The organism is Zoogloea sp. (genome assembly GCF_028689785.1).
In the GTDB taxonomy this organism is placed as follows: Bacteria; Pseudomonadota; Gammaproteobacteria; order Burkholderiales; family Rhodocyclaceae; genus Zoogloea.
Map to the genome: position 1 here is coordinate 251,341 of NZ_JAQVCN010000001.1, position 19,338 is coordinate 270,678.

At 71.3% G+C, this 19,338-nt stretch carries 8 protein-coding genes; 2 read left to right on the forward strand and 6 right to left on the reverse strand.

Going from position 1 to position 19,338, the window contains the following annotated elements; translation table 11 throughout:
• The first annotated feature begins 1 nt into the window (after nt 1).
• Complete coding sequence (locus PHI64_RS01130) at nt 2-1,615, forward strand: PEP/pyruvate-binding domain-containing protein (protein ID WP_299877310.1); 1,614 nt, start codon at nt 2-4, stop codon at nt 1,613-1,615.
• Nucleotides 1,616-1,954: 339 nt separating this feature from the next.
• Entirely contained in the window at nt 1,955-2,929 is a 975-nt protein-coding gene (locus PHI64_RS01135) for a PA2169 family four-helix-bundle protein (RefSeq protein WP_299877269.1), read from the forward strand.
• 123 nt (nt 2,930-3,052) lie between these two features.
• Here PHI64_RS01135 and recD read toward each other — a convergent pair whose 3' ends face one another.
• The 6 genes from recD to PHI64_RS01165 form a co-directional block, all read right to left on the reverse strand.
• The gene (gene recD / locus PHI64_RS01140) at nt 3,053-5,095 is read right to left on the reverse strand and encodes an exodeoxyribonuclease V subunit alpha (RefSeq protein WP_299877272.1); all 2,043 of its coding nucleotides are present in this window, start codon (nt 5,093-5,095) and stop codon (nt 3,053-3,055) included.
• Nucleotides 5,096-5,248: 153 nt separating this feature from the next.
• A complete protein-coding gene (gene recB, locus PHI64_RS01145; RefSeq protein WP_299877275.1) occupies nt 5,249-8,959 on the reverse strand; it encodes an exodeoxyribonuclease V subunit beta in 3,711 nt (1,236 codons plus the stop codon).
• Nucleotides 8,956-12,492 carry an exodeoxyribonuclease V subunit gamma gene (gene recC, locus PHI64_RS01150; RefSeq protein WP_299877278.1) on the reverse strand — a complete coding sequence of 1,179 codons (3,537 nt, stop codon included), beginning with the start codon at nt 12,490-12,492 and terminating at the stop codon, nt 8,956-8,958. The genes recB and recC overlap by 4 nt, the downstream gene beginning before the upstream one ends.
• Nucleotides 12,493-12,654: 162 nt before the next feature.
• The gene (locus PHI64_RS01155; protein ID WP_299877281.1) at nt 12,655-14,280 is read right to left on the reverse strand and encodes a diguanylate cyclase; all 1,626 of its coding nucleotides are present in this window, start codon (nt 14,278-14,280) and stop codon (nt 12,655-12,657) included.
• A 42-nt stretch (nt 14,281-14,322) separates the two neighbouring features.
• Nucleotides 14,323-18,060, reverse strand: coding sequence for an AAA family ATPase (locus tag PHI64_RS01160; protein WP_299877284.1), 3,738 nt, complete (start codon nt 18,058-18,060; stop codon nt 14,323-14,325).
• The gene (locus PHI64_RS01165) at nt 18,057-19,307 is read right to left on the reverse strand and encodes an exonuclease SbcCD subunit D C-terminal domain-containing protein (RefSeq protein ID WP_299877287.1); all 1,251 of its coding nucleotides are present in this window, start codon (nt 19,305-19,307) and stop codon (nt 18,057-18,059) included. Before PHI64_RS01165 ends, PHI64_RS01160 begins: the two co-directional genes overlap by 4 nt.
• Nucleotides 19,308-19,338 lie beyond the last annotated feature (31 nt).

The window sequence follows — 19,338 nt, forward strand, 5'->3', positions numbered from 1 at the left end:
CATGGATTTGAGCCACCACCTCTATGGCATCGGCCTGCCCGGCCCACGGCGCGAGGGGCCGGTGGAAGCCATGGGTTTCAAGGCCGGCAACCTGGCCCGCATGGCCGCCATCGGGCTGCCGGTGCCCCAGGCCTTTGTCCTCGGCACGCCCCTGTGCCAGGCCTTCAGCGCCGACGCCAAGGCCTTCCGGCCCACCCTGCGCAAGCTGCTGGAAAGCCAGATCGAACGTCTGGAGGCGGCCTGCGGGCTGGAGTTCGGCGCCGGCCGCAAGCCCCTGCTGGTGTCGGTCCGCTCCGGCGCGCCGGTGTCCATGCCCGGCATGATGGACACCATCCTCGACGTGGGCCTCACCGACGCCACCCTGCGCGGCCTCCTGCGCATGACCGGCAACCCACGCCTGGTGTGGGACTCCTACCGGCGCCTGATCCAGCAGTATGCCGAGGTCGTCCATCACCTGCCCTCCGCCCCCTTCCGCCAGGCCCTGACCCAGTGCATGGCTGAAACCGCAGCCCAGCGCCCCCAGGAGCTCGACTTCCGGGCCCTCACCCGCCTCACCCGCAGCTACCTGGAGATTTTTGAAGGCCTCAGCGGTGCCCCCTTTCCGCAGGACCCCGTGGAGCAGCTCCACAGGGCCACCGAGGCCGTGTTCGAATCATGGATGAGCCCACGGGCCATCGAATACCGGCGCATGCGCCGCATCGACATGCAGATGGGCACCGCCGTGACAGTGCAGCGCATGGTCTTCGGCAACGCCGGCGGCACCTCGGGCGCCGGCGTCGGCTTCAGCCGCGACCCGGCCACCGGAGAGAAGCAGTTGTACCTGGACTTCCGCTTCAACAGCCAGGGCGAGGACGTGGTCTCCGGCCAGCACTCGGCACCCGACACCGCCCGCCTGGCCGCCACCCTGCCCCACGTGCAGGCGCGCCTCGAATCCATGGCCGAAATCCTCGAACGGGAATTCGGCGACGTACAGGAGTTCGAGTTCACTGTGCAGGACGGCGTGCTCTACCTGCTCCAGACCCGCAGCGCCAAGCGCACCCCATGGGCTGCCCTGCGCATCGCCGTGGAACAGGTGAATGCCGGCGTGTGGTCGCCCGCCCGGGCACTTGGCGTGCTGGGTGAAGTGGATCTGCAGGGGCTCGCACGGAGCAGCATCGCCGACGCCTCCGCTCACCCGGTGCTGGCCCGCGCCACCCCGGCCGGCCTTGGCGTTGCGGTGGGCGTGATCGCCCTCGACCCGGCTGAAGCCTGCGCCCATGCCGAGGCCGGGCGTGACTGCATCCTGGTCCGGGAAGACACCAGCACCGACGACCTCAGCGGCATCGCCGCGGCCAAAGGCATCCTCACCGCCCGCGGCGGCCGTACCGCCCACGCGGCAGTGGTCGCCCGGCAACTGGGCAAGGCCTGCCTGGTGGGCTGCGCCGAACTGAGCATCGACCTGCCCCGGCGCAGCCTCACCATCGGCGGCAAGGCCCTCCACGCCGGCGACCTCATCACCCTGGACAGCGCCAGCGGCCACATCTACGCCGGCGCCGTGCCGGTACTCACCGAAAGCCCGGACGCCTGGCTGACCCAGGTCGCCACCTGGTTCAGCCAGGCCACCACTGCCAGCTGAGGGGCCGGGTCGAGAAACCCGGATCAGCCTGGGGCCCCCGAGCACCCCGGTGGTCGTCGCATCCAGCGCCGACTCGGCAACGCTACCCGCCGCCAGAGCGGACCGCAGGCGGATGCTGACGTCCCCCAAGCCGGGGGCGGTGCTCACGTCATCCGCAGACAACGGAAGCACCGGGGTCCATACCCCCCCCTTCCGGCGAGAGGTCACCGGTCCCAGCGCTCCCGCCTCCTACACGGCTGTCGGTCCAGACCCACAGCCAGACGCGGTCGCGGCTGATCGTGATCGCTGGCGGGACACAGGAAGATGGTGCTGTGTTCTCAACATCACAAGGAGACAATCATGAACAACACCCTCATTGAAACCCAGAACATTCCCCAGCCCACCGACGGAAAGATCACCACGCCGCAGCCGCCCAGCGCGGAAGACAAGGACGTGGCAACCAAGATCGGGCTGGTGGGCGGCGCCGCCTCGGGCGTTGCCACCGGCGTGGCCGTGGGCGCGGCAACCGCAGGCCCGGTGGGCGCGGCGGTGGGCGGCGTGATCGGCGCGGTGGCCGGGGCAGTCGGCGGCAAGGCGCTGGCCGACAACATCGGTCCGGCGTCGGACGATGACAACTACTGGGCCAACGCCCACGTCCGCGAGCCGTATTACCACCCGGGCACGCCCTACGCCTGGTATCGCCCCGCGTATGAGCTCGGCTGGCATGGCGCCGAGCGCTACCCGGGCAGCTATGACGACGTGGAACTGCACCTCAGGGAAGACTGGCTTTCCACCCCCGGCCGCAACATGGCCTGGGACGAAGCCCGCCCGGCGGTCAAGGCCGCATGGGAGCGCGCGGCCATGCGTCGCACCGCCGCCGTAGCTCAAGCCGTCGACCCCGATGAACTCGTCAAGACGCTCAACGAACTGCTCATGATGAGCCGTGACGGCGATGAAGGCTTCCGCCACGCCTCCGAGCACGCCAAAACACCGACGATCTCCGCCGTACTGCTGCGCCGTGCCGCCGATTGCAGAACCGCCGTGGTCGAACTCCAGGTGGAAATCGAGCGCCTCGGGGGCGCGCCGGTGGAGCATGGGTCTGTCTCAGCGGCCCTCCACCGTGGCTGGACCACCCTGAAAACCGTGTTCACCACCGAAGATGACAAGCTTGTACTGGACGAGTGCATTCGGGCCGAAAAGGACGCCCTCGACGCCTTCACCGAGGCAATTGAAAAGCCCATGCCGAGCTCCCTGCGTGCATTGGTCATGCGTGAACTCGAAGGTGTGCGCCGCAATCACGCAGAGATGCAGCGACTGCGCGACGCGCTGGCCTGAGCGACAGGGGTCGCGCCCGGACCGGCGACCCAGGTCCATCCACTTCAGCCCCGGTCGGTGACCGGGGCTGAACTACGTGCGGACCGGCATCCCGACTGGCGGGGTGACGGACTCAGGAAACCTTCACGCCAGACCGTCGAGCAAGCCCGACAGGCGGAGCACCCGACGCTCCACGGCGCGCTCCAGCACCCGGGAGGCGGCAGCGTCCACCAGGGTAAAGCCGCTGCGGGCGCGGGTGATGCCGGTATACACCAGCTCACGGGTGAGGATGGGGTTGAGGCTGTCGGGCAGGGCCAGGGCGGCGTGGGTGAACTCGGAACCCTGAGACTTGTGCACCGTCAGCGCAAACACCGTCTCCACCGCCTGCAGGCGGCTGGGCAGTACCCATTTGATGCCCGTGCTGCCGTCGCCACTGGGGAAGGCCACCCGCAGCGGGCTGCCACCGCCAACCACGGGCAACGCCAGGGTGATGCCGATGTCGCCATTCATCAGGCCCAGGCCATAGTCGTTGCGCGTGACCAGCACCGGGCGGCCTTCATACCAGCCTTCGTCGGCACCGATCAGGCCGGCCTCGTGCAGCCAGCCGGCAATGCGCGGGTTGAGCCCTTCCACCCCCCAGGGCCCGCGACGCAGGGCGCACAGCAACTGGAACTGGCCGTGGGCAGCGAGCACGCCGCCAGCCCAGGCGTCGAGGGCGGCGCGGGAGGCTTCGATCGGCGGGCGGGTGCTGTGCAGGGTTTCAAGATAGTGACGATAGCCCTCCCGCCCCTCGGCCGGGCTGCCATCCACCACCAGGCGGCGGAACGCTGCTTCACCCGGGGCGGCCCGGGCGTCCACCTCGACCCGGGCCAGGTCGGCGTGGGCCGCGGCAAGCACGGCCCCCACGCGGTCCACGTCACCGTCGTTGACCGCCGCAGCCAGCTGGCCGATGCCGCTGGTGCTGCTGAAGCGGTGACTGTGGCGCAGCATGGCCACCGCCTGGTCGAGGGGCGTACCCGCCGCATCGACGAGCCCGGCAGGCACCTGCTCAGCGGTCACGCCAGCCAGCCAGGCCACCGTGTCGGGCGTGTAGTGGCCTTCGGCGGCGCGCTGGCACAGCTCGCCCAGCACCGCGCCGGCCTCCACCGAGGCCAGCTGGTCCTTGTCGCCGAGGAGCACCAGGCGGGCCTCGGGCGGCAGGGCGGCGAGCACGGCGGCCATCATCTCCAGGTCCACCATCGAGGCTTCATCCACCACCAGCACATCCACGCCCAAGGGATTGCCGGCGTGGTGGCGGAAGTGGCGGGTGTCCGGGCGGCTGCCGAGGAGGCGGTGCAGGGTCGTCACCTCCACCGGGATGGCGGCGCGCACCCGCTCACCGTCGGGCAGCCCGGCCAGGTCGAGGCGGGCCACCGCACCGGCGATGGATTCATTGAGGCGCGCCGCGGCCTTGCCGGTGGGCGCCGCCAGACGAATGCGCAAGGGCCGTGCCGGGCTATCGGCCAGGGCCAGAGCCTGGAGCACCGCCAGCAGGCGTACCACGGTGGTGGTCTTGCCGGTACCGGGCCCGCCGGTGACGATGGCAAAGGCGCTGCGCGCCGCCATGGCGCAGGCCAGCTTCTGCCAGTCGGGGCCGGTGGCACCGGCTGCACCCCGGGGAAAGAGCGCGTCGAGGGCGCTGCCCAGGGCCGCGGCCGGCAACCCGGCCTGGCGCTCTGCCAAGCTCGCCAAGCGCGCCTCGATGGCGCTGCGCACCGCCCCTTCGTACTGCCAGTAGCGGCGCAGATAGACCCGCCGGCCAACACATACCAGGGGCGTGCTGCCCGGCCCGCTGCCTACCAGCCGCTCATGCACCAGGGCGGCCTGCCAGTCGGCCAGGCTCACGCCGGCCAGCACCGCGTCGGGCAATGGCGGCGGCACCCCGCCCTCCTCCACTCGCCCTTCCGGCGGCAGGGACAGGGCAAAGCCCGGGTCGCCCAGCACATCGGCCAGATCCAGGCAGGCATGGCCGCGGCCCAACTGGTGGCTGGCCAGGGCGGCGGCGAGGATCAGCAGAGGCGGTGCAGCACCCGCCTCGCGGAACAGGAAGCGGGCAAAGGCGGCGTCGAGGGCACGCAGCCAGCCGTGGCGGGCCCAGTGGTCCACCAGGGCCAGGGTGGCGTGGCTGTCGGCGAGGGCGGGGTTCATCCGGTTTTCCTCAGTTTGAAGCAGTCTGCCACCTTGGGCTCCGTACCCTTTCCCGTGGGGTCGAATTCATTCGACCGCGGACCTTGGTTAGCGGCTTGCCGGTCATTGGCGTGAGCAGGTCGAATAAATTCGACCCCACAGGGGAAAACAGCGTCATGCGGCCTCCCGGGCGGTGGAGCGGGCGAACAAGTGGTCGAGGGCTTCGATCAGCGCCCGGGGCGGACGCTCCGCATGCACCCCGGCGCTGGCCGAATGGCTGCCGCGCAGGAAAAGATAGAGGGCCCCGCCCACGTGGCGGTCGTAGTCGTAGTCGGGCAGGCGCAGCTTGAGCAGGCGGTGCAGGGCCAGCAGGTAGAGCACGTACTGCAGCTCGTAGCGGTGGGCCAGGATTTCCCGCGCCATGGCCTCGGCGGTGTAGGCCGCGTCATCGGGGCCGAGCCAGTTGGACTTGTAATCCACCACGTAGTAGCGCCCGTCGTGCTCGGCCACCAGGTCGATGAAGCCCTTGAGCATGCCGTTGAGCTGGCCCGCCTGCAGGGCCGGGCGCGGTGCGGCGGCGAGGGTGTGGCGGCACACCAGCGCGTCCAGGCGGGCCAGGTCCACATCGTGCACGGCGATCCAGAACTCCATCTCGGCCACCTGGCCGTCCAGCCCGGCGAGGCTTGGTGCCGGGCCGCCTTCGGCTGCCTGCAAAGGACGCTGCAGAAAATCCGTGAGCCAGCCGCACAGGGGGTCGATCCAGGCCTCCCAGCCGCGCACGGCGCAGCGCCGGGCGATGGCGTCGCGAACCAGGTCCGGTGCCGCCACAACCCGGTCGAAACCCTGGCCGGCGGCCCATTCGAGGATGTCGTGGAGAAAGGTGCCCACCACCGCCCCCCGGGGAAAGGCATGCAGTGGCCCCCGGGATTCGGTGACCACAACGGCAGCCGGGACGGGCACGGGGGAAGCCACCACGGCGGGCACGTCCACCGCCGCTTCGCGGAACACGTCCTCGGCCGGGGTGTCGGCACCGGGCCCGCCGGCATCGGACTGGAGCGCCGAGTAGCTGGCGATCCACCAGTGTTCGCGCACCGGGCGCCGGGGCTGGCGGGCTGGCCCTTGGTGGAGCGGCCCGGTGGTGAGCGTGCATTGTTCGGTGCTTTGCGGCGGGTCGGCAATCACCACCACCGCGGGGCAGCCGGCGGCCAGATCGGCCAGGGACCGGGTTAGCGTGGCACCGCTGAAGGCCCTGCCGCCGCCGAGCAGGTAGCCAAGGGCGCTCTCCTCCAGGGCATCCAGCGGGGCCACGCCCACCCAGGTGGCGTAGCGGGCGCGGGTAAGGGCCACGTAGAGCTTGCGCAGGTCTTCCCCCAGGCGCTCCCGGTCCACCTTCTCCAGCAGCCCGCCGTCGTCCCGCAGGGCGACCTGCAGACGGCCCTCCCCGTCGTGCCACTTGAGGGGCAGATCGGTGGATTTGGCGGCGCGGAAGGCGCAGGCAAAGGGCAGGAAAACCAGGGGGTATTCCAGGCCCTTGGACTTGTGCACGGTGACCACCTGGACCAGGTCGGCGTCGCTCTCCAGGCGGATCTGGCGGGCATCGCCATGGCCGCCGTCACTGCGCTGTTCGGCCAGGTGGCGGATCAGGGCGTGTTCGCCATCGAGCACCGCTGCGGCCTGCTGCAGCAGCTCGGCCAGGTGCAGCACATCGGTGAGGCTGCGCTCGCCGGCACCGCCCCTGGCGAGCAGCCGGGCCGGCACCCGGAAGTCGTTGAGCAGGCGCCGCAGCATGGGCAACACGCCCTGCCGGCGCCAGCACTCCCGATAGGCGCGGAACTGCAGCAGGCGGGCTTCCCAGGCGGCTTCGTCGTGGTTGAGGCAATCCAGCTCGGCCCAGCCCAGGGCCAGGGTGGGGGTGGCCAGCGCGGCGCGCAGGGCGCGGCCGTCGTCGGGGTCGGCGCAGGCGGCCAGCCAGCGCTGCAGGTCCACCGCCTCGGGGCGCTGGAAGACCGATTCCTTCTCCGACAGGTACACGCTGCGTACGCCGCGGCGCCCCAGGGCATCGCGGATGGCAGCAGCCTCGCCGCCGTTATTGACCAGCACCGCCATGTCGCCGGGGCGCAGGGGTGCATCCACGGTGGCAGTGCCGAAGCCCGCCTCGCCGCGCTGCCCCAGGTTGAGCAGACGCACCATCTCGCTGGCGCACACCTCGGCCATGGCCTCCAGGTAGGCGCCCTTGGGCCAGGGCTTGTCGTCCTCCAGGGCCGGCAGCTGCCACAGGCTCAGGGCCGGCGCGTCGGCACCGGCCACCCGCAGGCTGTCCTTGCGGCCGGCCGCCCCGGCGGGCAGGAAGGGCACGGGGTTGGCCCCTTCGGCCCCCTCCCGGCGGAACAGGAAGGCGCCCTGCCCTTCGGCCCGCCCCTCGGCCACCTCGAAGCAGCGGTTGGTAGCCTCCACCATGGCCAGGGTGGAGCGGTAGTTGCGGCGCAGGGTGTACAGGCGCCCGGCGGTAGCGGCGCGAGCGGCCAGATAGGTGTAGATGTCGGCCCCGCGGAAGGCGTAGATGGCCTGCTTGGGGTCGCCGATGAGGATCAGGGCGCTGGCCGGGTCGCTGGCGGCCACCCGGTACACCGCGTCGAAGATGCGGTACTGCACGGCGTCGGTGTCCTGGAACTCGTCGATCAGGGCCACCGGAAACTGGCTGCGGATGCGCTCCGCCAGGCGCGGGCCATTGGGGCCCTGGAGGGCCGCGTCGAGGCGGGTGAGCAGGTCATCGAAGCCCATCTGGGCACGCCGCGCCTGCTCTTCGGCAAAGCGTTCGGCCACCCAGCGGGCGCCGTGGTGGAGCACCCCGTCGTGGCCTTCGGGCAACGCGGCCAGGGCCTCGGGCAGATCGGCGAGGGCGGCAAAGGCCGGGTGCGCGGGGGGCGTGCCATTCACCCAGATCGCCGCCAGGCCGTCCGGGGTGAGGCGGGTCCAGGCGGCCTCGCTGAGCTCCGGGGCGATGAGCAGGGGCGCTTCGGCCCAGGCTTCGAGGGCGTCCAGCCAGCGGGCGCAGTTGGCCGAGTTGAGCTTGCGGGCGTCGAAGGCCTTGAGCTTGCGGGCCTCGTCGAAGAGGCTGCGGAGCTCGCCCACCCAGCCCGCCCAGGGGGCTTTGAGCGCGCTCAGCTGGCGCAGCCTTTCGGCGGCGGCCACGGCCAGGGTGGCCGCGGGCGCATCGGCCGGGGGCAGGCTGTCGGCGTGGGTGCGCAGGGGCCCGATGTCGCTGCGGAGGGCATCCGGGGAGGCCCACCAGCCCTTCACCTGGCGGGCCTCGTCGCTATCCAGGGGGTACATGAAGCTGCGCCAGTAGTCGCGCACCACCTCGGCAAACAGCTCGTCCTGGTCGGTTTCGAGCTGCTGGGTAAACAGGCTGTCACTGTCGAAGGCGTGCTCCTGGAGCATGCGCTTGCACCAGCCGTGGATGGTGGATACCGCCGCCTCGTCCATCCATTCGGCCGCCAGCTGCAACTTGCGGGCGCAGGCCGGCCAGGCTTCGGGCGGATAGCTGGCGCGCAGGTCGTGGAGCAGGTCGGCCCCCGCCGGCTGAGCCGCGACGGTGGCCGGGTCGGCGCGGAACAGCCCGGCGGCATCGGCCAGCCGGGAGCGGATGCGGTCGCGCAGCTCCTGGGTGGCGGCGTCGGTGAAGGTGACGACGAGGATCTCCGGCGGCATCAGCGCCCGGGGCGGGGCGCTCTCGGCGCTACCGTGGCCGAGCACCAGGCGCACGTAAAGCAGGGCGATGGTGAAGGTCTTGCCGGTGCCGGCGCTGGCCTCGATGAGGCGGCTGCCGTGCAGGGGGAAGTCCAGCGGGGCCAGGGATGCCGGGGCGGTGGTGTCGGTGCTCATGCGGCGTCTCCGGCGGCAGCGCGGGGCTTGCCCTTGGCAAAGGTGGCCAGGTAGAGGGGGCGAAGCAGGGTTTCAGCAAGGCGGGCAAACTCACCGCCGGAGGCCATGGCCGCGAAATCGGGCCAGGCCCGCTGCAGGTAGGCGCTGCTGTCGCGCTCGCCGGGGGTGTAGTCGTCACCCTCGTAGGCCTTGCGGGCGGCCGCAGTAGCCCGGGCTTCGGCGGCGGCGTCGGCGCCCGGGGGGGCGTCCTTGATCCACGCAAAGGCGGTCTTCACCGCCAGGGGCAGCGGCCGGCTGCGGGCCGCCTGCCAGGCCTGCAGGATGGCGTCCAGGTGGGCGGCGGCGTGGGTCGGGTCGAGGGGGTCGAGGGTGACGCTGCCCACCTTGCCCACCACCACCGTGGTGAAGGGGCCACCCGCCATGTGGGCGGCCAGGTGGGCGACCCAGTGCCTGATCAGGGGGTGGCGCTGGTACTGGCCCTTCTTGAGCAGGTCGCTGCTTTCCAGCACCACCCGCCCGCGCTGGCCATCGGCATTGCTGCGCAGCCCGCCCAGGCGATCCTCGATACGCAGGCCGGCGGGGCTGGTGTAGTCAATGGGCTCATCGTGGGCCTGGACGTCGGGCCACTGGGCCAGGGCCTCGCCGTAGCGCTGGAAGAGGTCTTCCATGGGGGCGGCCAGGGTCTCCCGCATCAGCTCGGCGAAGGCGCCGGCGGCCAGGTCGCCACGGCGCTGGATGCGGGCCAGGCCGTCGGTCAGGGCTGCATCCCTGGGCTCGCCGTGCTGCACGGCGTGGGCCTGGGCGGCGATGAGCTCGTCCCACAAGTGCCACAGTTCCAGGCCGTTCAGGTCGAAGGGCTCCTGGTCTTCGCTGGCCGGGTCGTCCATGTCGAAGTCCACCCGCAGGCGCTGACGGAAGAAGGCCGTGACCGGATGACGCAGAAAGGCGGCCAGCTCCACCAGAGTGGTGGCGGGCGTGTCAGCCGGCTCGGCCAAATGCTGGCTGCCGGCGGGGCGGTCATCGGCGATGCGCCACTCACCGGCATAGGTGAACAGGCGGCTGGCCGCGGGGTCGGCGGGGAAGTACTCCGGGTTGAAGGGCTGCAGGCGGTGCTCGACGCTCAGGGCTTCCAGCAAGGCGTTTTGCTCCCCTTCCCGCCCGGCCAGCCGCCAGCCGGCGGCCAGGTGGTCGCGCAGTTGGCCGACCAGCACCGAGGGCGGCCGGTCGGTGTTGTCCCTGATGCTGTGCCCGACCCACGAGATGAACAGGCGCTCCCGGGCCGACAGCAGGGCTTCGAGGAAGAGGTAGCGGTCGTCCTCCCGCCGCGAGCGGTCGCCGGGGCGATAGTCGCGCCCCATCAGGTCGAAGTCCATGGCCACCCGGGTGCGCGGGTAGTCACCGTCGTTGAGGCCGAGCAGGCACACCTGGCGGAAGGGGATGGCGCGCATGGGCATCAGGGTGGCGAAAGTCACCGCGCCGGCAAAGAAACGCTGGGACAGGCCGCTGTCGTCGAGCTGGGCGAGCCAGTGTTCGCCCACCACGGCCAGGGGCAGCAGGCTGTCCAGGCCGGCCTCATCGCAGGCCGCCTGCCAGCGCTCCAGAGCAAGGTCGAGCTGCTGCAGGGTGTAGGCGTCGGCGCTGTCGTCGGGGGCGAAGAAGTCGGCCAGCAGGTGGCGCAGGCGCAGGCACCAGGTGGCCACGTCGGCGCTGTCGACGAGGGTCTGCCAGGTGGCTTCGAGGCGCTCCAGGAGATCGGCCAGGGGCCCCAGCAGGGCCGCATCGAGGCCGCCGATCTCGTCGAAGGGTTCGATGTCGTTCCACGCTCCGGCGGTGCCGCCGACGGCATAGCCAAGGAACATGCGGCGCAGGCCGAACAGCCAGGTGTTGCCCTCCGGCGCCGCAGGCAGACCGAGGCTGCAGCGGTGGGCGGCATGCAGCCCCCAGCGCACCCGGGCACCATGCACCCAGCGTCGCAGCAGGGGCAGCTGGTCTTCGCCGATACCGAAGCGCTGGCGCAGGGCCGGCACATCCAGGAGGTCGAGCACGTCACTCACGGCAAGGCGCGAGGTGGGCAGCTCCAGCAGCTTGCGGATGGCGCCCACCAGCGGGTTGTGGCGGCCCTGCCCCTGGTCGGCGATGCTGAAGGGGATGTAACGCGGGTCGTGGCTGTCGACGAGCCCGAACACGGCCTGGATGTGGGGCGCGTACACATCGATGTCCGGCACCATGACGATCACGTCCCGGGGGCGCAGCGTGGCGTCGGCGTTGAAAGCGGCCAGGAGCTGGTCGTGGAGTACTTCCACCTCCCGCTGGGGGCTGTGGGCGATGTGGAAGCGGATCGAGTCATCGCCAGGGTCCACTGGCGGCCAGGTGTCGCGGGTCTGGCGCAGGGGGCGCAGGTCGCGGATGTCGTCCTGCAGCTGGTTGAGCAGGCAGGCCTTGCCGTGGGGGGCGAACAGGTCGATGCGCTGGCGGATATCCGCGAAGTGCTGCAGGTAGCTGGCCCGGGCGACGTCGCTGTCGTGCTCGTCGAGCAGGCCGATGAAGTCGCGGCCCTGCTTGCCCCAGGCGGCCAGCAGGGGGTGGGCGTGGAGATGCAGGCTGTCCTCGTCGATCTCGGCCGGGGCGCCGGCGCGGCGCTGCTGGCGGCTGCGGGTGGCGCGCAGCAGGTCCTTGTCGGCGACGATGTCGGACCAGTAGTGCTCGCAGGGGTTGTGCACGCACATCAGCACCTGGCTCCAGCGGGCCAGGGCGGCCAGCACCTCCAGAGACTGGCGCGGCAGCGCCGAGATGCCGAAGACCAGCACCCGCCGCGGCAGGCCGGCGGGGCGCGGGGCCTCGTCGGGCCATCCGGCCACCCGGGCCAGGAAGGCCTCGTGCACCGCCGCCCGCCCCTGCCCGGCGAGATCGGTGGCACCGGCGGCAGCACCGGCAGCGGCCACGTCGGCCAGCAGCGCGCGCCACAGGCAGGCCTGCCAGCGCTGCTCGTCCGGCAGGGGCGCCCGCTCGCCCCCGGCGCGGATCAGCACATCCTCCCCCGCCGCCCAGGCCGCCAGCCAGTCGGCCCTGTACACCTGGTACTGGTCGAACAGGTCGGCCAAGCGCTCGGCGAGCTGGAAGCGCTTGCGCAGGTCGGCATCCGCCGCCAGGAAACGGCGCAGGGGCTGGTAGGCGGCCTGCCCGGTGAGGTCCGGCAACAGACGCATCAGGCGCCACACCAGCAGGGGCTTGTCGAAGGGCGAGGCCTCGGGCACCGCGTCACGCCCCAGCACGGCCCGGTAGGCCTGCCACAGGAAGCGCGAAGGCAGCGACAGATCCAGCCCTGCAGCGATCCCGCAGCCGCCGTCCTCCACATCTTCGGCCAGGGCCAGGCGCAGCCACTGGGCAATGCCGTTGCTGTGCACCAGCACCGTCTCGGTTTCAAGGGGGGCCAGAGGGTAGCGGCGGATCCAGGTGACCAGCAGGTCACGCAGGGCTTCGGGGTGATTGCCATGGACCAGCATCAGGCCAGCGGGCAGCGGGGTGGGGGTCAAGGCGGACTCCGGGGCGGGGCTATGACAGGGAACGGGCGGAGGATACGGGATATCCGGAAAGGTTTTGTGGGGTCGGATTCATTCGACCCCGGACTTGGCAGCGGCTTGTTGACTATTGACGTGTGCTGGTCGAATGAATTCGACCCCACGGAGGAAACCGGCTCACGCCAGTTCGCCCGAATAGGCCACGAAGCGGTTCCCCCCTTCGCGCTTGGCCTGGTACATGGCGGTGTCGGCGTGCTTGAGCAGAACGGTGGCGTCGTGGGCATCGACGGGGTAGAGGCTGACGCCGATGCTGGCGGAAACCTGCCAGCCGGGGCACGCGGCAAGATCGGTGGCGACGGCCCGGAGCACCCGCTGCATGATCTCTTCGAGTTGCTGGTCGGTGCTCAGCCCGTCCAGCAGCAGCACGAACTCGTCGCCGCCCCAGCGGGCCACCGTGTCCCCTTCGCGCAGGGCGGCGGCCAGGCGGCCGGCCAGTTCGCGCAGCACCTCGTCGCCCACTTCATGGCCCCAGGTGTCGTTGATGGGCTTGAAGCGGTCCAGGTCGATCAGACACACGGCAATGCGTTCTTGGCTGCGGCGGGCATGGGCCAGGGCGAGGGTCAGGCGGTCGTCGAGGAGATTGCGGTTGGGCAGGCCGGTGAGGGCGTCGCTGTGGGCCATCTCGCTGAGTTTCTGGCGCGACGACTGGAGCTCCATGTTGAGGCGGTCGGTGCGGACGTAGAGCACGCCCAGGGACAGGGTGAACACCACCACCCCGGCCAGCAGGTGAATGGCGTATTCACGCAGCACATCGGCCACGGCGATGGGCTCGCGCTGGTCGTAGGGATAGATGCCGTGCCGGCGCATCACCGCCTGCACGCGCTGGTACTCCAGGGGCGTGGACCAGCGGTAGTAACGGGCGCTGCGGGCCGCCGGGCTGTCGGGCGGCATCAGCAGCAGGGCCGCCACAACCCGGTTGGTGATGTCGATGGACACGTGGGGGGCAGTGGCCAGCGGCCATTCGGGGAACAGCTCGGTGCTCACCTGGAAGGGAAATTCGGCATTGCGCACCGGATTGACGACACGCAGCCGCGACAACTCGATCTGCCCCTCCTTGTCCATGGCCTCGAGCACCCCCGTACGCACGAAGCCCGCGTCGGCACGGCCCTCCAGCACCGCTTTCACCGCCAGATCCTGGGGAAAGCCGAGAAACTGCACATGGCAGTCTTCATCAAGGTCGATGCCGGCGCGCTCAAAGAGGTCGTACTGGAGCAGGAAGCCGGCAAAGGAGGTGCGGTCCACGGCGGCGATGCGCAGGCCGCGCAGATCCTGGATGCGGTTGATCTCGTGACGATCACTGCGGGTAAAGACCACCCCGCCAAACTGGTTCACCATCCGGCCGTTTTCCTGCTTGACCAGGGTCGCCACCCGGGACACCCCGTAGCGGGTCTCCATGACGATGTAGTGCTGGGGGTTGGTGAGCACAAAATCCAGCTCGCGCCGGCTCAGGGCGGCCTCGAACTCGGGCAGGTTGAGGGGTACCACCTCGAAATGCGCGCCGGGGATCTGCGCCGACAGAAAATCCATGGTGGGGCCCCATTCGCGCACGGTCGCCGATTTGTCCCGAAAGGCCGTGACGCCGACCCGATAGACCTTCTCTTCGGTCGCCGCCTGCACCCCGGCACACAGCACCGACAGCGCCGCAAACAACAGCAGCACCAGCACGATCCGCCACCCGGCCTGCGGCCGGTTCGGCGCGTAAGAAAGCCCAGCTGCACAGCCGGGCGCCGGGATCAAGTCCATTGACATAATCCGCTTATCGGCCTGAGCTAAAAAAACTGGACCTCAAGCCACCACCACCCGGCTCTGCCCGCCGGCCAGCCGGCGCACCTCGACGCGGGTGCCGATGCGTTCGGTCATCTCCTGCACGTGGGAGATCACCCCCACCTTGCGGCCCTGGGCCTGGAGGCTGTCCAGGGCTTCCATGGCGACGCGCAGGGAATCGGCGTCGAGGCTGCCGAAGCCTTCGTCGATGAACAGGGATTCGACCCGCACCCGGTGGGACGACAGGGACGCCAGCCCGAGGGCCAGGGCCAGGGACACCAGGAAGGATTCGCCGCCGGACAGGGAATGCACCGAGCGCAGCTCGTCGCCCATGTCCTGGTCGAGCACCAGCAGGCCGAGGCTGTCGGCGATGCGCTGCAGGCGGTAGCGGCGGGACAGACCCTCCAGGTGGCGGTTGGCGTAGCCGAGCAGGATGTCGAGGGTGAGCTGCTGGGCGAAGTTGCGGAATTTCTTGCCATCGGCCGAGCCGATCAGCTCGCCCAGGCGCGCCCACAGATCCGTGCGGGCCTGCTGGCGGGCCAGGTCGGCCTGCAGGCTGCCGCTGCGGGCGCGGCGTTCGTCGTCCCGGGCCAGTTCGAGCTTGATGGCGGTGTGGGCCTCGCGGGCCTCGGCCACTTCGGCGGCCAGCCGGGTGTGGCGGGCCTTGAGCGCATCGACCCCCTCTTCCCCCGGCGCGGTGGCCTGATGGGCGGCCAGGCTGGCTTCGTTGTTGTGGAGCACGGCGGTGGCGGTATCGACGGCGGTGTCGAGGGCCTGCAAGGCCTGGCGTTCGGTGCTCAGCCAGTCGGGCGCGTGGGCCAGGGCGGCGCGCAGTTGGGGCAGATCCAGGGCCGCACCCTGGGCTGCGTTGAAGTCAGCAAGCCAGTCATCCAGGCGCTGCGCCGCCTGCCCGGCCGCAAGCTGCAGGGCCGCATGCCGGTTGCGGGCCTGGCCCAGGGCTTCGTCCTGGCGGGCGCGCCGGGCCTCGGCTGCCTGGGTGGCGCCCTGACACAGGCGCAGGGCCTCGGCGGCCTGGGCCGCAGCGTCGTTGAGGGCGGCCTCCACCTTCGCCACCGGGCGGCCTTCAAAGAGGCCTGCACGCTCGGCTTGCATGCGGTTCAGCGTTTGGGCGTGGGTATCGAACTCCTGCTGCCGGGTGGCCTGCTGGCCGGCGGCGGCATCGAGGGCGGTGGTGGCCGCCAGCAGCTCGGCGTCGAGTGCCAGCAGGCGGCGCTCGGACTCCTGCTGGCGGGTCTGGGCGGTCGTCCATTCCTGGGCGGCCGCGCCGGCGTGCCGGGCAAACGCCGCGGGGTCGGCCTGCCAGCGGCTGCGCCAGTCATCGTCGGCCGGAAAGGCGGCGTCCAGACCATCCAGGCTTTGGGCCAGGTCACGCCGGGCGTCCTCCAGACGCTGCGCCAGGCTCTGCCGCGCCTGAACGGCCTGCTGATGGGCCAGGGTGTGCTGATTGAGGTCGGCACGGGCCTGGGCCTCGGCGGCCCGGGCTGCCTCCAGAGTGCGCTGGGCCTGGTCCCGCTGGACAAGCAGGGCGCGCTGGCGGGCTTCGGCCTGGTCGATGGCGGCCAGGGCTGTGTCGGCCTCGGCCAGCCGGGCCTGCAGCCAAGGGGCTTGTGCCTCGGGGGCGAGGCCTGCCAGCTCGGGAAGTTCCGGCACCAAGGCGGCCTGGTCGCGGGTCGCCGCCTCCAGCTCGGCGCGCAGGCCGGCGAGGCTTTGCGCCAGCCTGGTGAGCTGGGCATTGCCGCTGGTGACATGGGCCTGGGCGGTGGCGATCTGCTGGCTGAGGCTGGCGTGGGCCTGCCTAGCCTGGTCCAGGTTGGCCTCCAGGCCCTGCAGCATGGCCCGGGCCTGGGGGTCGTGGGTGGCGTAGGGGTGCTCAAGGGCGCCGCACACCGGGCAGGGGCTGTCCGGGGTGAGCTGCTGACGCAGGGCTTCCACGTTTTCGCTGGCGGCGAGGCGGGCGATGGCCAGGGCGCGCTCGGCAGAGTCGGCATCCCGCGCCAGCAGGGGCAGGCGCCCCTGGCCTTCGGCCAGCGTGGCTTCGTGCCCGGCCAGGGCCTGGCGGGCGGTGGTGTCTTCTTCTTGCAGGGTATTCAGGCTGGCCCGCAGGCGGGCCTGATCGCCGGCCAGCTGGGCGGCCCGGCCCAGGTGGTTGCGGCGGATTTGAAGGGCCTTGCGCTGGCCGGCCAGGGCGTCGGGGTCGATGGCGGCGCACTGTTCGGCGAGGCCTTTATGCGCTTCGATCGCCTTGCCTACGGCCTCGACGGCGGTGCTCAGGCGCTGCCCGGCGCGGTCCAGTTCGCCCTGGAGGCGGGCCTCGCTGCGGGTGGCTTCGTCCTGTTGAGCGACAAGGGTCTGCTGGCTGCGCCAGTGCCCGGCGGCCTGCCCCAGCAGGGTCTCCCAGCGGGGCCAGGCTTCGGCCAGGGGGCGCAGGCCGGGGTGGTCGGCCAGCCAGCGGGCGGCCTCATCCCGCGCCCGGCAAGCCGTCTCGCGCTCGGCGACTACCCGCTGCCGGGTGGTCTGGGCCTGGGTGTGAGCCTGGGCGGCGGCATCCCGGGCCAGGCGGGCGGCGTGGTGCTGGGGGGTAAGCACTTCCATGCGCGCATCCAGCGCCCGGGCCTGGTTGAGCTGGGGCTGGGCAGCGTTGCGGGCCTGTTCGGCCACGGTCAGGGCCTGCTCGGCGGCCGTGTGCCGGGTGGAGCAGTCGGCGGCGGTGCGGAGGGCGGCGGCCAGGGCGGCCTCCGCGTCGGCCACGGCCTTGCCGGCGCCCGTGTGCTCGGCGTTCAGGCGGTCCTGATCGGCGCACAGGGGCCGGGCGGGCTGCACGGCCTCGACGCGGGCCAGGGCGATGCGCCGGGCTTCGGCGCCCTCCCGGGCCTGGCGGGCCTGTTCGCACTGCGTGTGGCTGTCGGCCACGCGGGCGGCCAGGCGGGCCCGCTCCTGATGCCAGCGCAGCTGGGCCTCCACGGCCGCCTGCTGCCGGGTGAGTGCGTCCAGGCCAGCGGTCTGCTCGGCCAAGGCGGCCTCCCGGGCCTGGCGGACGTCGGCCTCCAGGGGAACCTGATCGGCCAGCTGGGCCTGGAGCAGGCGCAGGGCTTCGGCTTCGGCCTTGGCCCGGGCGTAGGCCTGGCGGGAGATGTCGGCGTAGGCGGCGGTGCCGGTGAGGGTCTGCAGCAGCTCGGCGCGCTCGTCGTCGGAGGCGCGCAGAAAGGCGGCAAAGTCGTTCTGGGCCAGCAGCACGGCGCGGGTGAACTGCTCGAAACTGAGGCCGATGCGCCCCTCGATGAGCTTGAGGGTCTCGGTTTTGCCGTTGCCGCTCAGCACCTGGCCGTCGTCAATGCGCGTGAGGCCCAGCTCGCTGGCCTGCAGACGCCCTTCGGCCTTGCTGCGCGCGCGCCGAACTGTCCAGCGCGCCCGGTAGGCCACGCCGTCGCTCCCCACAAAATCCACCTCGGCAAAGCCCTCCCCCGCCCCCCGGCGCAACAGGGTGCGCGGGTCGGACGGGCCGACGCTGTGCTCGCCCACGTCGGGGATGGTCTCGCCCCGGCTGGCTGCGCGCAGCAGGCGCGGCGTGGCGTCGTAAAGGGCCACGCACAGGGCATCCAGCAGCGTGCTCTTGCCCGCGCCAGTGGGGCCGGTGATGGCAAACAGGCCGGCGCTGGCCAGGGGTTCGGACTGGAAGTCCACGCAGAACTCGGTGGCCAGGGAGGCCAGGTTGCGACCGCGGATGGCGAGGATTTTCATGCGTCAGGGGCCGCCCCGGCCGGGCTGGTCGGGCTGGCGAGGAGTTCGTTGAAGGCGCCCATCAGCTCGGCGGGCGGCGCGTCGCCAAAGCGGTGGGCATACAGGCGCTGGAAGAAATCCGCCGGCCCCAGGGCTTCGAGCTCATCCACCGACAGGGCCGGCGCGGCGGCCTCATCGGCGCGGCGGGCGTAGGTGGTCTCGATGCGGGCGAGGCGCACCGGCTTGCCGGCCAGGGCTGCCTCCACCCGGGCACGCAGGCCGGGCTCGGGCTGATCCAGGCGGACCCGCACCTGCAGATAGGGCCAGCCGGCCTCGGGGCCGTCGGGCAGCGCCAGCGCCTCAAGGGCAGCCAGCGCCTCGTCCACCGACACCGGCCTGGCGGGCACCCGCAGCAGCTCCACCGCCCGGGGCACCCGCACATCCCGCAGGCTGGCCACCGACTCCCCGTCCAGGTCCACCAACACCACCTGATGGGGGTAATGGATCTCGGAAAACGACAGGGGCAAGGGGCTGCCGCAGTAGCGCCGGGTTTGGTCCTTGCCGATGCACTGGGCCAGGTGCAGATGCCCCAGGGCCACATAAGCAATGGCCGGATCAAAGAGGCTGGCCGACAGGGCCTCGGCCCCGCCCACCACGATGCGCCGCTCCGACTCCACCGACACCTCACCCCCGGTCATGTGGCAATGCCCCATCGCCACCAGGGCCTGCCCCGGCCGCCGCCGCGCCAGCGCCACATCCAACACCTGCCGGTGCAGCAACTCGATGCCCGCCAGATAGGCGTCCTCGGCCCCCTCCACCCGCGGCACATCCGCCGGCCGCAAAAAGGGCATGGCCATGCACCAGGCCTCCACCTCACCGCCCCGCCCCTTGAGGGGCACCAGCAGCCGCTCCACCTCCACCGCCCCCGCCGTGCGCACCGTCTGCCCCACCACATGGGCATCCAGCAGCGCCAGAAACGGCAAAGGCGCCTCCAGCCGCCCCGGCGAATCATGGTTGCCGGCAATGATCACGATATTGAGCCACGGCACCCGCCGCCGCGCCTCGGTGAGGAAACGGTAAAGCTGCGTCTGGGACTGGGACGAAGGATTGGCGTTGTCGAACACATCCCCGGCAATCAACAGCGCATCCACCGCCTCCGCCTCCAGCGTGTCGAGAAGCCATGCGAGGAAAGCCGCGTGCTCGTGGCTGCGCTCGAACTGATGCAGGGTCTGGCCGAGATGCCAGTCGGATGTGTGGAGCAGTCGCATGGGGGGCTTGGAGTGGGGTTACGGGCTGGCA